Origin of the sequence: Flagellimonas algicola (assembly GCF_005937185.1) — a bacterium.
GTDB classification, from domain to species: Bacteria; Bacteroidota; Bacteroidia; order Flavobacteriales; family Flavobacteriaceae; genus Flagellimonas; species Flagellimonas algicola.
Genome location: NZ_VCNI01000002.1, coordinates 218,405 through 233,486, shown reverse-complemented (window position 1 = coordinate 233,486; position 15,082 = coordinate 218,405). Strand labels below are relative to the sequence as shown.

The 15,082-nt window shown below is 40.9% G+C and carries 14 protein-coding genes; all 14 read left to right on the top strand.

Annotated elements, in window-relative coordinates:
- Positions 1–70 precede the first annotated feature (70 nt).
- The 14 genes from FGG15_RS09965 to FGG15_RS09900 all read left to right on the top strand — a co-directional run bounded on the left by FGG15_RS09965 (position 71) and on the right by FGG15_RS09900 (position 15,075).
- Positions 71–613 carry a heme NO-binding domain-containing protein gene (locus FGG15_RS09965; RefSeq protein ID WP_138835805.1) on the top strand — a complete coding sequence of 181 codons (543 nt, stop codon included), beginning with the start codon at positions 71–73 and terminating at the stop codon, positions 611–613.
- Positions 606–2,984, top strand: a complete 2,379-nt coding sequence (locus FGG15_RS09960) for a PAS domain-containing sensor histidine kinase (protein WP_138835804.1) — start codon at positions 606–608, stop codon at positions 2,982–2,984. Before FGG15_RS09965 ends, FGG15_RS09960 begins: the two co-directional genes overlap by 8 nt.
- On the top strand, positions 2,984–4,111 hold the full coding sequence (locus tag FGG15_RS09955) for an FIST signal transduction protein (RefSeq protein ID WP_138835802.1): 1,128 nt from the start codon (positions 2,984–2,986) through the stop codon (positions 4,109–4,111). The genes FGG15_RS09960 and FGG15_RS09955 overlap by 1 nt, the downstream gene beginning before the upstream one ends.
- Positions 4,112–5,170 carry a sensor histidine kinase gene (locus FGG15_RS09950; protein WP_138835800.1) on the top strand — a complete coding sequence of 353 codons (1,059 nt, stop codon included), beginning with the start codon at positions 4,112–4,114 and terminating at the stop codon, positions 5,168–5,170.
- Positions 5,163–5,486 (top strand): Hpt domain-containing protein, encoded by a 324-nt coding sequence (locus FGG15_RS09945; RefSeq protein WP_138838218.1) that lies wholly within the window; start codon positions 5,163–5,165, stop codon positions 5,484–5,486. The genes FGG15_RS09950 and FGG15_RS09945 overlap by 8 nt, the downstream gene beginning before the upstream one ends.
- A 1-nt stretch (position 5,487) precedes the next feature.
- Entirely contained in the window at positions 5,488–6,195 is a 708-nt protein-coding gene (locus FGG15_RS09940) for a LytR/AlgR family response regulator transcription factor (protein WP_138835798.1), read from the top strand.
- Positions 6,196–6,302: 107 nt separating this feature from the next.
- Positions 6,303–6,605, top strand: a complete 303-nt coding sequence (locus FGG15_RS09935; protein ID WP_138835796.1) for an STAS domain-containing protein — start codon at positions 6,303–6,305, stop codon at positions 6,603–6,605.
- Positions 6,606–6,616: 11 nt separating this feature from the next.
- Positions 6,617–7,477, top strand: a complete 861-nt coding sequence (locus FGG15_RS09930) for a glycosyltransferase family 2 protein (RefSeq protein WP_138835794.1) — start codon at positions 6,617–6,619, stop codon at positions 7,475–7,477.
- Between the two features lie 246 nt (positions 7,478–7,723).
- Complete coding sequence (locus FGG15_RS09925) at positions 7,724–8,089, top strand: response regulator transcription factor (protein WP_138835792.1); 366 nt, start codon at positions 7,724–7,726, stop codon at positions 8,087–8,089.
- Between the two features lie 2 nt (positions 8,090–8,091).
- Positions 8,092–9,285 carry a sugar transferase gene (locus FGG15_RS09920; protein WP_138835790.1) on the top strand — a complete coding sequence of 398 codons (1,194 nt, stop codon included), beginning with the start codon at positions 8,092–8,094 and terminating at the stop codon, positions 9,283–9,285.
- Positions 9,285–10,025, top strand: a complete 741-nt coding sequence (locus FGG15_RS09915) for a TolC family protein (RefSeq protein ID WP_138835788.1) — start codon at positions 9,285–9,287, stop codon at positions 10,023–10,025. Before FGG15_RS09920 ends, FGG15_RS09915 begins: the two co-directional genes overlap by 1 nt.
- 2 nt (positions 10,026–10,027) lie before the next feature.
- Positions 10,028–12,259: a GumC family protein gene (locus tag FGG15_RS09910; RefSeq protein ID WP_138835786.1), complete on the top strand. Its 2,232-nt coding sequence runs from the start codon at positions 10,028–10,030 to the stop codon at positions 12,257–12,259.
- Complete coding sequence (locus tag FGG15_RS09905; RefSeq protein ID WP_138835784.1) at positions 12,260–13,603, top strand: oligosaccharide flippase family protein; 1,344 nt, start codon at positions 12,260–12,262, stop codon at positions 13,601–13,603.
- Positions 13,603–15,075, top strand: a complete 1,473-nt coding sequence (locus FGG15_RS09900) for an O-antigen ligase family protein (RefSeq protein ID WP_138835782.1) — start codon at positions 13,603–13,605, stop codon at positions 15,073–15,075. The genes FGG15_RS09905 and FGG15_RS09900 overlap by 1 nt, the downstream gene beginning before the upstream one ends.
- Positions 15,076–15,082: the final 7 nt, after the last annotated feature.

Below are 15,082 nucleotides of genomic sequence, written 5' to 3'. Positions count from 1 at the left end.
CCGTTTTCACAACATTATTTTTATAAATAGGTAGTACTATTCCTACATTTATTTCATAATATTCTTTATTGTGAAAGGAATTGTATTCACTGAGTTTTTGGAAATGGTCGAGTCCAACTATGGACTGGAGACCGTTGATTCCATAATAGAAAATTGCGACCTCCCTTCTGGAGGGGCGTATACATCCGTAGGTACATATGATTTCAATGAGATGGTAAGTCTCATTGCAGAACTAAGTCAACAAACAGAAGTTGCCCAGGAAAAATTACTGTATTCCTTTGGGCATTATTTGTTTGGCGGATTGACATCTGCCCATCCTGAGGTAGTAGCCAGTTATAGAAACCCCATGGGACTTTTATATGGTATAGAGGACCATATTCATGTACACGTAAGAAAGCTTTATCCGGATGCGGAGCTTCCTCGTTTTAAAATGTTGTCCAAGACCGAGGACAGTTTGGAAATGATCTACATCTCTTCTAGAGGGTTGTATGCCCTGGCGCATGGATTGATTGAAAAGACCTTTGAACATTTTGGAAAAAACGTGCAGGTAGATTATAAACTCTTAAACGAAAACGGCACGGAAGTAAAGTTTACGATTGTCCAAAATGGCTAATTCCGAAATTTCCATACTACAGCGGGCACTGGAACGGGAGAAAAAAGCCCGAAAGACCGCCGAAAGCCTTTTGGAAACAAAAGCCAAAGAGCTTTACGACGCCTCCTTGCACCTTAAGGAAGCCAATGGAAAATTGGAGTCCTTGATCAATAAAAAGGGAGATCGAATTGACAGTGCTTTTGTCAATATCATTGACCCCTATGTAGTTATGGATATGATGACCAACGTCATCAACATGAATACTTCGGCAAAAGAATTCTTAGGGTACGACCATACCAAGGAAGAAATACAACTGTCATCCATTGTTCATCCAGATTATATAGAGTATACGGCAGAGTCGTTTCAAACTTTATTGCAGGTTGGAATCCTTAAAAATTACTCCGCAAAAATCATCACCAAAAACTCCGAGGAAAAGTTTGTCAATATCAATGCAAGTCTCATCTACAATGAAACCGGACAACCCATTGCTGCCCAAGGGGTGATTAGGGATATTACCAAAGAGGTTGAAATAAGAAAACTTTTGGAGGACCAAAAGAAGCAGCAAGACATTATTGTAGAAAATTCCTCTTTGGGAATCCTCTTGATAGTGAATGACAAAATCATAAAAGCCAACAAATCCTTTGTTGAACTCTTAGGGTATTCGGAAGCAGCTTTGAAAAAGAAATCCATAGATGATATTTCTTCTTTAGAAGACAGTAATCTATATGATGACCTTTTGAAGAAGAGCCTAGAAAATGATACCAAAAAGTTCTCTATAATCCGGAAGTTTTATAAAAAAAATGGGGAAACCCTGTATGGTAAAACCTCCATGAGTACAGTGCTGGACTCCAAAGGAAACATAGAATACAGTGTGGCGATGATCGAGGATATCACTGGGGAAAAAGAGGCAGAGGAAAAAATTAGAGCTTCTGAGGAGCGGATGGCCACCTTGATCAAAAACCTGCAAACTGGGATTTTATTGGAGGATCAGGATCGCAAAGTAGTACTGGCCAACCAAAAATTCTGTGATCTTTTTGGTATTCCTGTTTCTCCGGATGCCATTAAGGGAGTAAATGGGGAAAAGTCCATCCATAAATACAAGAATATGTTTCTGGATCCAGATGTAGTATTAAAACAAATTGACCTGGTGGTGCGTAAGAAGGAGGTTGCGACGGCAGATGAAATGGAATTGTTGGATGGAAGAACTTTTGAACGCGACTATATCCCACTTTTTAACAATGGAGATTACAAAGGTCATTTGTGGAGCTATAATGACATTACCCTACGCAAGAATTATAGAAAAAATCTAGAGATACAAAAGGAAAAATACGGAAGCATCATTGCAAATATGAACTTAGGATTGGTTGAAGTGGATAACGATGAGAACATCCTCATGGTAAACCACAGCTTTAGCGATATGATCGGGCTACCCAAAGATGAGTTGATCGGAAAAAACACCGAGGACGTCATTCACTTGTACGAAGAAGACCGTGAAAAGCTAAAACAGCATAACAAAAAAAGAAAAAAAGGAATTTCAGATTCCTATGAAGTTGCCGTTAAGGTTGCCAACGGAGAAAAAAGATTCTGGTTGCTCAGTGGAGCCCCAAGATATGATGATGCAGGAAATGTTGTAGGATCCATTGGGATCCATTTGGATATAACGGACCAAAAGCACCTGGAACTTCAAAAGGAAAATCTGTTGCACGAACTGGAGGCGAGCAATAAGGGCCTGCAAGAATACGCCCATATTGTTTCACATGACCTTAAGTCCCCATTGCGGAGTGTCAGCGCCTTGGCCACATGGCTTTATGATGACTATAAGGACACATTGGATGAAAACGGGAGGTACAACCTTAAAATGATGCAGGAAAAAATTGAGGGAATGGACAAGTTGATCAGTGGAATCTTAAAATATTCAACGGTCAACAATGATGTTTTGGATAGTACCACCGTAGATGTGAATGATGTGATTCAAGAAATAAAGGAGATTATCTATATCCCGGAGCATGTAAGTATCAAGGCCAAGCAAACATTACCCACCATTAAGGCAGATAAAACCAAAATCCATCAGTTGTTCCAGAATTTTTTGAGCAACGCCGTGGTGAACATTGACAAAGAAGATGGTTTGGTGGAAATAGATTATAAGGAGCATTCCACACATTGGGAGTTTAGTATCAAGGACAATGGTGTGGGAATTCCGGAAGAGTACCACGAAAAAATCTTTCAGATTTTTCAGTCTATTGGAAATAAGGAAAGATCTACTGGAATTGGACTGTCCATAGTAAAGAAAATTATTGACCGATATAAAGGAAAAGTATGGTTGCAAAGTGAAATTGGACAAGGAACCACCTTTTTCTTCACCCTTAAAAAAGAAATTAAAAACAAGAAATAATGAAAGTAAATCAAGCTAAAAAGTTAAAAGGAGGAACCTGGGAATTTTCACAAAACCAACCTTTAAAGGAGCCCTTGGTCTTGGTTTTCGGGGACCGATTCTTATTGGAATCCAAAGATGTATATCAAGAAGTAAGAGATCTGTATCCAGATGGACATCTGGTTTTTGGATCTACCTCCGGAGAGATTATGGAGACAAATGTATTTGAAGAAAGTATTACCATAACCGCCATAGAGTTTGAAAAGACCCAATTTGAAATTGTAAGCAAAAACATTAAGGATTTTGTTGACATAGAAAAAATGGGAGCTACCATTTCAGAACAATTCAATATGGAGAAATTGAATCACCTATTTATTGTTTCGGATGGAAGTTTTGTGAATGGAAGTGGGCTTATTGAAGGTTTAGAATCTGTTGAAGGATTCAAGGCTTCCATTACCGGTGGACTTTGCGGTGACGGTGCGCGATTTGAAAAAACCCTGACCTCCTATAACGAAAACCCGAAACAAGGCGAGGTGATTGCCATTGGACTATATGGCGAGGCCCTGGAAGTGAGCTACGCCAACTTTGGAGGTTGGACCCCTTTTGGCCCAGAGCGGACCATAACCAAATCTGAAGGCAATGTGCTCTTTGAGATTGATGGAAAGCCGGCTTTGGATTTGTATAAAAAGTATTTGGGAGAAAAGGCCGCTGAGCTTCCAAAGGCAGCGCTGCTTTATCCATTAACGGTTCAGCAGAATGAGGACTCTGAACCCTTGGTAAGAACCATACTCAATATTGATGAAGCCGAAAACTCCATGATCTTGGCAGGAGACGTACCCATGAATTCCAAAGTGCAATTAATGATGTCCACTATGGATGACATTGCAGAAGGTGCATGCAACGCCGCTGAGTTGGCCATGAGGGATAGAAAGAATAAACCCGAGTTGGCCATTTTGGTTAGCTGTGTCGGGCGCAAGTTGGTGCTGGACCAACGTACCGAGGACGAAATTGAAGAGGTAGCCGAAGTGATTGGCGAGCAAGCCAGTATCACCGGATTTTACTCTTATGGGGAAATGGCCCCATTTGCCGGGAAAAATGAGTGCCAATTGCACAACCAAACCATGACCTTAACCCTATTGAGCGAGTAAATGCATTCCCTGCTTAAAAGACAACTAAAGAAATTTTTGCCCAAGGAATTGGCGGAGCATCCAGAAATGGAAACCTTCCTTGATTCTGTGGATAAATCATATTCAGATTTTGACCAAAAACTGAAGATGATCCAAAGGGCCACGTCTTTAAGCTCGGAAGAACTGTATGCAGCAAATCTGCGGCTGAACAAAGAGGCAGAAAGTCAGCGCAAGGTGCTGGAGTCTTTAAGAAAGGCGGTGGTTTCCATGCAGGATAAAACCAATGATAGAATCAATGGCTCGTTGGATTTTAACCCCCAACAATTGGTGGAGGATATTGAAAAGCAGGCACTTAAATTGGTGCAAATGACAGCGGAAAAAGATATGCTCCTCAGGAACTTGGAACAACAAAACGAGTCATTGAACAACTATGCCCATATGGTTTCGCATGATTTGAAATCTCCCATTCGAAATGTTCATTCCCTGGTGAGTTGGGTTTTTGAGGACGGACAGGATGGGTTCAAAGAGCAAAGCAGGGAAAATGTCCAGCTCATTTTTCAGAATCTTGCCAAAATGGATAGTCTTATAGATGGTATTTTACGCCATTCCACCATAGACTCCATTCAAGAAAATGCAGGGGTTCTTGATCTGGGTCTGCTCATTGAAGAAATTGAAAGGACTGTTTATGTTCCGGACAACATAACTATTAAAAAGAGCAAGCACCTACCCCAACTCTATACAGGAAAATACCGATTGGAGCAGCTGTTCAAAAACTTGATGACCAATGCCATCACTGCTGCGGAACATAATCCACAAGGGATGATCATGATCGATGTCATGGAAGAGGAGGATGGGTGGATGTTCAGTGTTTCAGATAATGGCAAGGGAATTCCAAAACATCTTCAGGACGGCATTTTTGGCATGTTCAAAAAGTTGGAGAACAATTCCGGTGCAACTGGGATTGGACTTGCATTGGTAAAGAAAATAATCAATTTCTACAAAGGAGATATTTGGTTGTCCTCGGAAGAGGGCAAGGGTACCACCTTCTTTTTCACAATTAAAAATAAGCATGATGTCTGAAGTACCAAATCTGGACTACATAAAGGAAATATCAGGAGGCAATGAGGATTTTGAGAAAAAATTCCTGAACATTATCCAGACAGAATTTCCAAAAGAAAAGCAAGAGTATATCACCTTTTTGGAAAGTGATAATTTGGAAGAATCAGCAAAAGTTGTGCACAAGATCAAGCACAAATTGGGCATTCTTGGACTTACGGGCGGCTATAAATTGGCCATCCAGTATGAAGAGGATCTGAAATACGGAAATACCAAGCTCAAGGATGAATTTCATGAGATTTTGGAATCGGTTGAAGGGTTCATTTTAAAAATTGCGTAGAATGAAATGTATAATAGTAGATGACGAAGGTAGCGCCAGGGCCATCATAAAGGAACTCTGCAATACCATTCCGGAAATGGAGGTGGTTGCGGAATTCCCCAATGCTTTGGAGGCGCTCAAATTTCTTAAGAACAACCAAGTGGACCTCATCTTTCTGGATATCCATATGCCCAAACTAACGGGAGTGGATTTTGTGGAAACCGTGGCCAATCCGCCCAAAATCGTTTTTACCACATCCGATACGGATTTTGCCATTGAAGCCTACGGATATGACTTTATTTTGGATTATTTGGTAAAACCAATATCTGCAGAAAGATTTCATAAATGTGCAAAAAAAATACATAATCTATTCCAAAAGGAGAATAGTAACTTGGAAAAGGAAGGAACTTTGGATGAAGAAGATCACCTCTATATAAACATTGACCGGCGATTGATCAAATTGAAGTTTCACGACATACAATTAATTGAAGCGCAAGGCGATTATATCGAGATTCAAACTAGGGACAAGAGGTACAGGGTACATTCAACACTCAAAAAAATCAAAGAGAAGCTTCCGGATTCAAAGTTTTTACAGATACACCGATCATACATTATCAACTTTTCACAGATCGTGGATATTCAGGACAATAGCGTGCTCATAGAACGCAATGTTATCCCCATTAGTAGATCCAATCGTCCTGAACTCATGCAGCGATTGAATTTATTGTAAAAAGAAGGAAAAATACTACAATATTCTGTTTCTTTTACGTTAGTATAGTTAGACACTTTTTGAAAATGTTAAAGAGATTGGAATCACTTAATTAAATCTTTTAGCATATGTCATTGGAAATACGTGAAAATCGAGGAATTTTTGAAATTTTGGGTAGGGTTTCAACCCAACAAATAGGTGCATTGAACTCCTATTTTAATTCGGTGTTGGAGCAGGAGGACAATATTGTGGTCAGCCTGGAAAAAGTTACCCATTTTGATTCTTCCGCCGCCCGCTTTTTTGAGAAATTGTATCAAAATTCTGCCCGGCAAAATAAGGTGGTTTCCTTGATTGGAAGACAGAACAGTACCCTTATGGAAGTCTTCAATTCTACCAAGACCAATTACATTCTAAGCCCTGACCGTATTTGAAAAAAGAACATATGAATAGGTTCAATATGAAAGTCACCGACTACCAGCCCTACTACAAAGCAACTCCGCAAAGCCTTGGTAACGAGGATTTAAACCGTTTGATTACCTATTTTGAACTATTGGATGATGTTCAGAAACCTGTGGTGAGCTTGGTTACCCCTGTGTACCGGGCCAAAGCCACCTTGGTAGCGCATATACTTTCGCTTTCCAATCTAAAGACCATCATTCCATACGAGGTCATTTTTGTGGAAAACAATGCAGATGAAGAAACCTTATCCATATTGGAACAGCTTGGGGCCAAAGTAGTAAGTGAACCAAGACAAGGCATTACCTATGCACGGCAAAAAGGACTGGAAGAAGCCAAGGGGCAAATTATATGTACCATGGATCCAGATTCCATCTATGATCCCTATTACATTGATAAAATGGCTCTTCCTTTTTTTGTCGATAAAGATTTGGTTCTCTGTTATTCGGTCTCACAGAGCTATGAAGACGACTTCCAACTTTCGCCTAAAATGCGACTTAGAAACAAGCTTAAATTGGCCTATTTTAGATGGAAGCTTTCTCAAAAGTTTACTACCAAAATCAAACATATTCGGGCAGTTTCCATGGCTATGCGAAGGGAGACACTTCTTCCCATAGGCTATGACACGGACCTTAGGGTAGTGTCCGGCTGCGATGATGGTATGTTAGCTATCCACTTACACAATTTGGGAACCTTCAAATATGTCAATGTTGAGGTATTTACAGCACTTCCGCCGGAACGAGAGCCTGGGAAGCCATTTCCCTTTTGCAACGAGCGGTTTCGGGTCCCTAAAAAAGCCTTGGAAGCTACAATGGAAGCCCTTGAAATTTCAAAAGTTCCCCACTAAAGTTCTAGTCATAATTCAATAAAGCTTGCAGGGTTGACCGAGTAGCAATCACTGGCTGATGCCAATACCCTTAATTCTTCAAATTCGGGCTTTTGCCATTCGCCGATAAGCTGGCTCATGGCCTAACCTCCGATAAATCATCGCTTACCACAGCATCCTTTGGTTTTACAACATAGAATTATTAAAAAGTAATATAAATCCTACTTTTCCATTGTGTTTAGTACTACAAACGTAAAAATCGATATTATGAAAATTTTAGTTGTTGACGACAAGCAATCCCTAAGTGAACTGGTATCCCAGTTCTTAGGGCAGTCCTACAAGGTGACCACCATGGAAGATGGATTGGCAGCCCTGACATGGATGCAGGAAGGAAATATCCCGGATTTGGTCATAACCGATTTGGAAATGCCCAATATGGATGGTTTTGAATTGATCAAAAAGATCAAGGAGAGCGGATATTTTGCCAATATTCCCATTATTGTGCTTAGCTGTAGGGATAGCAGTTCCGACAGAATTGAATGCCTGAAATTGGGAGCCGATGACTATTTGGTAAAACCATTTAATCCTGAGGAGTTACTAATCCGTGTTGAAAAATTGTTGATACGAGCGTAATCATGGAAGTATTATCGGATCAAAAAGTATGTCTCCTGTATGTAGGGGTAGATCAAGTTGTGGTAGATCAATTTGAGTCCCTTCCTGAAAAAGTGGATTTCCATATGGCGAAGAATTCAGTTTTGGGCATAAAATGGTTGGAAGAAAACCAGCATGTGGATGCCATTATCTGTGAGAAACAGATTCCGGGGCAAACAGGGATAGAGTTTCACAATGTAGTTAGGGAACGGTTCACCAACAGAGATGAGATTCCATTCATATTGGTAGCCAAAAGTCGAGATAAAAACGATTTGTCCGAGGCCGTAAAAAACGGCATTGATGACTTCTATGTGCAACCCTTGTCCACCGATCGGATATTGGAAAGGGTGCAGTTTCTAAAAGAACTTAAGGCCAACCTCAAAAAAGAACGGATAGGGTCTTCTTCCGGAGTACAAAAGGAATATAAAATTGGATTCTGGAAACGGACTTTTGATATTACCGTAGCCGGTTTGGCACTCTTGTGTGCTTCTCCGTTTCTGCTTCTTTTCATAATTGCCATCCGGTTGGAGTCCAAGGGCAAGGTTTATTACATCTCCAAAAGGGTGGGGACCAGCTATAAGATTTTTGATTTCTACAAGCTGCGATCCATGTATCCAGATGCGGACAAACGCTTAAAGGAATTTCAACATCTGAACCAATACGTTCATGATGATGAAAATCCGGAAGAGCAACAAGAAGAAGAACAAGCTATTAAAACAACGGGAACCGTACTTATCGGAGATGATTCCGAAGTGGACGAGCTTCAGCACAACACCCAGAAAAAAGAAAGTGCCAAAAGCGCTTTTGTGAAATTCGACAATGATCCCAGAATAACCAAAGTGGGCAAGATCATCAGGAAATTGAGCATAGACGAACTTCCGCAGCTGATCAATGTGCTTAAAGGGGATATGTCCATTGTGGGTAACAGACCACTTCCACTATATGAAGCTGAGGTATTGACCACGGATGAATGGACGGACCGTTTTAACGGGCCAGCTGGGATTACGGGATTATGGCAGGTTGAAGCTAGGGGAAGAAGTTCAAAAATGTCTCCGGAAGAACGCAAATCCTTGGATATTAAATATGTGGAATACGCCAACAGCAAATATGCCTTTTTGATTGATATGTGGATCGTGCTTAGAACTTTCAAGGCCGTTTTTCAAAAAGAGAATGTATAATGAGGAAAAACCAGCTTTGTGTTCTGTTTTTACTGCTTTTGTTCAATATATCATTTGGTCAATCCATCAATGATTTTATTGAGAAAAGTCTAAAGGAGAACGATATTTCCAAAAAACTCCCCCCAATAGATACCCTTGTGGCGATGGCCAAAGAGTATTCGCCTTTTGTCAAGGTAACGGTCTCCGAACAACAATACCGGGATGGGGTCGTTTCCGCTGAGCAAAGGGCGTGGTTGGAATATGTCAATCTGGAAGCTGGATATAACTACGGCATCTTTGATAACCTGAGCAACTCGCAGATATCTGGAGATCCACAGAGTCAAGCGCTGTTCTCCAGCGAGCAAAGTAGGTATAATGTTGGGGTTTCCCTACGATTGCCAATTTCAGCAATCATCAATAGAAAAGCTAGAATAAAAAGTGCCAAGGGCGAGGCTGAAAAGGCACGTTTTGAAACTCAAGTAGCGGAAGTGGAATTGGAACAGAAAGTGGTGGAACTGTACAACAACCTCTTAAAATCCCATAGGCTCTTTTTTATTTCCGGCTCTATTGTGGACAATTTTCGAGTTCAATCCATCAGGGCTGAGAAGGACTTTGCCAACGGGGTAATCAATATTGCAGAATACACCCGTTTGCAGCAAATGATGAACCAAGCAACCATGGGCTTTGAGTTACAGCGATCAGAATTTATTTCTTCTGTAATGGCTTTGGAAGGTATAATAGGAGCAGATTTGAATATTTAGGAATGAAGTTTAATCTATTGTTTTTTGTTCGCCTTTTACTTGGGCACGTTGGCCTCCTAGTGGCCATGCCTATTATACTGGCTTCCTTGGTTTTTTTTATGACCATGGACGAACCCAAGGTTTATAATTCCAAAGCCAGGGTATATACTGGTATCGCAACTGGATCCAACATTGAGCTCGAAAACACCAAAATAGACTTCAGGGCAACCAATACAGCTTACGATAACCTGCTAAACCTTATCAAAGCCAGGACAACCATTGAAATTGTAGGCTTGAAATTGTTCACACAACATATGGTACTGGACAGTGCGGACATCAAGGTCATATCCCGTGAGAAATATAAAGAACTGATAAAGAATGTACCAGATGAGGTGAAAAAGTTGGTGGTCAAAGGGGATATGGGAAAAACTTATGAAAACTTTGTAAAACTAAAAGAATCCAACCACACCAATTTTCTCTATCAACTCATCAACCTAGACCACCCGGATTACAGTATTGAAAAGATCTCGGGTCGTATCGGTCTAAGAAGAATTTCCAACAGTGATTTTGTTGATATTGCGTTTGAGTCAGAAGACCCAGCCATTTGCCAAAACACTTTGTTGATTCTATGCGAGGTATTTGTCCAACTGAATGCAGATATCAAAGTAAATCAGTCCGATGCGGTGGTCAAGTATTTTCAAGGCCAGCTGAATAAATCAACAGATGACCTCCATGATGCGGAGGATGAATTGCTCAATTTTAACCGCACTCACAACATCATTAATTATTACGAACAAACAAAACATATTGCGGGTGAGAAAGAAGAGTTTGAAATCAAATTTTTTGAAGTACAGCGAAAGTTCCATGCCTCAAAAGCGGTTCTGACCGCTCTGGAGTCCAAACTTGAAACCCATGAAAGAAAACGGATATCCAGTCAAAGTATCATGGAAATTCGCAAAGAGCTTTCCACCTTAAACTTTGAGGTGTCCATGAAAACTTTGGGCTTGGACAAAGATTCAGTTCAAAGACAGCAGGATGCCAGGGAGGTGGCCCGAAAAATGGAACGTATAAAAGCTTTGGAGAGCGTGCTCGCCTCACATATCGATACCTTATATACTACGGATTACAGCACAAAAAGTGTTGCATCTACAAGCGTTTTGGCTGATTGGTTGCAAAACACCATTGAATATGAAGGATATAGCGCTCAGTTGAAGGTGATGGAGAAAAAACGGCTGGAGTTTGAAAAACTATATCAAAAGTTTTCTCCTTTGGGAGCAACCATGAAACGCCTGGAAAGGAAAATTGATATCGCGGAACGTGAGTATTTGAGCCTGCTTCATAGTCTCGGTCTTGCCAAATTGAGACAGCAAAATGTGGAGTTAAAGTCTAATATTAAACTTACGGAGGTTCCGTTCTTTCCAATCAACCCAAAACCTAGTAAGCGTATGCTGCTGGTTATAGTGGCGGGCATGGTTGGTTTTATTTTAGTGGCGGCAACCATTTTGATCCTGGAATTTTTGGATGGAAACTTGAACACGGCAAACCGGGCGGAAGATAAAATTGAGTTAAAAGTGTCTTCCATATTTCCTGTAATCAGTGCCAAGCAAGGGAAGATAGATTACAACTACCTTCAGAACAAAGCGGTAAATGCCATTTCCAGAAACATCATCCTCAATCAATATAAAAAGGAAAAGGAACGGGAACCTGTGGTGAATATGCTCTTTTCCACCCAGGAAAATGAAGGAAAAACATTTATATGCAAGCATTTGATCGCCAAATTATGTGAGTTGGATTACAATGTGTTGCACATTACCTATGATGATGAAGATTTGGGATTGACAACTGAACATTACAGAAAGTTAACCTATGAAGTAAGTGATCAGCTGTATACAATTTCCCATATCCAGGAATTTGATCGCAATCAAACCATTGCTGATTTCAATGCTTTCCACTTTGTAATTCTTGAAATACCCAGCATTATCAAAAACCCTTTCCCGGTGAAGTTGGCGTCTACCATGGACTACACCTTTTTGGTTACCCGTGCCAACAGGGCATGGGGCGATGCGGATAAAAATGCCTTGTCCCTCTTTAAAGAAGCTACAACCGGACCCGAGCCTACCATTATTTTGAATGGCGTCAAAGTCTTGGAAATGGAAACTGTGGTAGGTGATCTTCCGAAGAAAAGATCATTGATTCGAAAATGGGTAAAGCAGATAGTGCAGTTCAGATTTTTCACTAAGAAAACGGTCGCCTAAATGTTGGGAAAACTCAAAAATATTAGCAGGGAAAAGAACTTGTCCTCTCTAATGGCCAATGTTAGTGTGGCCTTTATGGGATTGGTGAGTTTTATGCTATTGACCAGGCAATTGAACAAGGAACTTTTTGGGGAGTGGGTTTTGTTTATCACCCTGGCCACTTTTGTTGATCTTTTACGATTTGGCTTGACACGTACCTCTTCCGTTAGATTATTGTCAGGAACCGATAAATTGAGTCAGAAGACAATCCTCGGAACTGCCTTTCGAATAAATCTAGCTCTTTTGGGTGTGCTGACCTTGTTCTGTTGGGGGAGTCATGTAATCCTACTCTTTTCAGGTATTGAAATCAACAACGGATATCGATTGTTCTTGTTTTACTATCCTTTTTTGGCACTTTCCAACTTAAGTTGGAACAATGCCATGTCCTTGTTTCAAGCAGAACAGAATTTTAAGCGAATGATGGTAGTCCGGATTTCGAATGTGGGCCTTTTTTGTCTGTTTTTACTATTGAACCAATGGTGGCTCCAATGGGGTCTAATAGAAATTATCTGGGTGAACATTGCCGTAAATGCAATTTCAGGTATTTGGTGTATGCTCAAAAATTGGGATGGACTTTTTTATGTAAAGTTCGCCAGAAAAAAAACAGAAAAGGAGCTGGTAAACTTTGGCAAATACTCCATGGGTACCTTAATAAGTTCTAGCCTTTTAAAAAGCTCGGACACCTTTATTATAGGGATGAGCCCATTTTTGGGTTCGGCAGGGATAGCCATGTATGCCATTCCGCTAAAACTAACCGATTTATTGGGAATACCGCTGCATAGCTTTGCCATGACCGCATATCCCAGAATGTCCAAAAAGGCTATTGAAGGAGACTTAAGTGGAACCAAAAGTATTTTCTATTCCTATGTTGGAATTATTACCCTCTTGTTCTTTCCAGTTGCTCTGGTAAGTTTTGTTTTTGCAGAACATTTGGTGCTCTTCTTGGGCGGCAATGAATATAAGGATGCCTTACCGCTGCTGACCCTGATTTTTAGGGTCTTCACAATTTACATTATGTTGTTGCCCGTTGACCGGTTTACGGGGGTGCTACTGGATAGTATCAACAAACCAAAACTCAATTTGTATAAGGTATTGGTCATGACCTTTGCCAATATTATCCTGAATGTCCTAGCGGTGTTTGTCTTCAAAAGTTTGGTGGCAGTGGCTGTTGGGACCGTATTATTTACCTTGATGGGGATTTTCCTTGGATTTCATTACCTCAAAAAGGAAATTCAAATTCAAAGCCGACAGATTGTTTCCGAAAGCGTAGATTTCATCAAAAACCTTAAAACACATTTGGGGTAATGAATCCTTTTGAAACAATACAGGGCTCAGATTACCTAAGGAAACCTCTTCCCATATTGCTGTTGTTGTCTGTTGTTGTTACCACAGCCCATTTAACGGCAACCAAAGGTTTGGTAGCGGGTATTGGAATCATGGTGCTTCCCTTTGCTATAACGTATATGGGGGCACTTTTTATAAATCCAAGAATAGGAATTATTACTATTCTCATTTTCAACTTTTTTGTACTTGGTATCGGAAGGTATATTCCCATGACCTGGGGATTGCTCATGGATGGTTTAATGGTACTGATGTACCTGGCTTTGTTCTTTAAGGCTTTCCGTCTTAAGATACCTTGGGAACGGGCAAACTCACAGCTAACGCTATTGGTTTCCATTTGGTTTGGGTATGCCATATTGCAAATAGCCAATCCCGAAGCAGTAAGTGTGGCGGCATGGTTCTATGCCATGCGGGGCTTGGCCCTGTACCAATGGTTATTTATTCCTCTGGTCTTTATTTTGTTCAATAAACGAACCGACCTCCATCTCTTCTTTTTGATTTGGGGAACCCTGTCTGTTTTGGCCACGATGAAGGGCATGCAACAATTGATATTTGGTGTCGATTCCTACGAACAAGCCTGGCTGGATGCCGGAGGGGACATTACCCATATCCTATTTGGCAAACTTCGGATTTTCTCATTCTATTCTGATGCAGGTCAATTTGGAGCTTCCCAAGGGCATACAGGAGTGGTGTTTGGGGTATTGGCCTTGTTCGCCAAAAACCGAAAATTTCAAATTTTTTGCGGCATCGTGGCCATGGCGGGCCTTTTGGGGATGATGATCTCTGGAACGCGCGGAGCTATTGCAGTTCCGGCCATGGGCGGGGTTATGTTCATCTTGATTCGCAAACACATACCAAGCATTGTTTTGGGAGTAATCTTGGGGATTGGGGTGTTCGTCTTTTTCAAGTATACCATGATAGGGAATGATAATGATCAGATTAGGCGTATGCGTACCGCATTTGACCCCAATGACGCCTCCCTTCAAATGCGGAAGATCAATCAGGAAAGATTGAGGGGATATTTGGCCACCAGACCCTTGGGTGGAGGTATAGGTTCAACAGGGAACTGGGGAAAACGGTTTTCACCCAACACTTTTTTGGCCAACACAGCAACGGACAGTTGGTTTGTGGCGGTTTGGGCCGATACCGGAATCGTCGGACTCTATTTACACCTTTTTATCTTGTTTTTTATCCTGATTACAGGTGCTTATAACTGTATGTTCAAAATACGGGACGACTGGTTGAAGGGGCAGATTACCGCACTGGTTTGCGGTATGGCCGGAATCATGTTGGCTTCCTATGGGAATGGCGTTTTTGGACAATTTCCAACCTGTATTTTAATGTATACCGGTATGGTGTTCATCTTCATTTCACCCAAATTGGATAAGGAAATTTTGAAAGAGAAAGAAGCCGAATTTCAACTACAAGCAGCTTAAAACACAA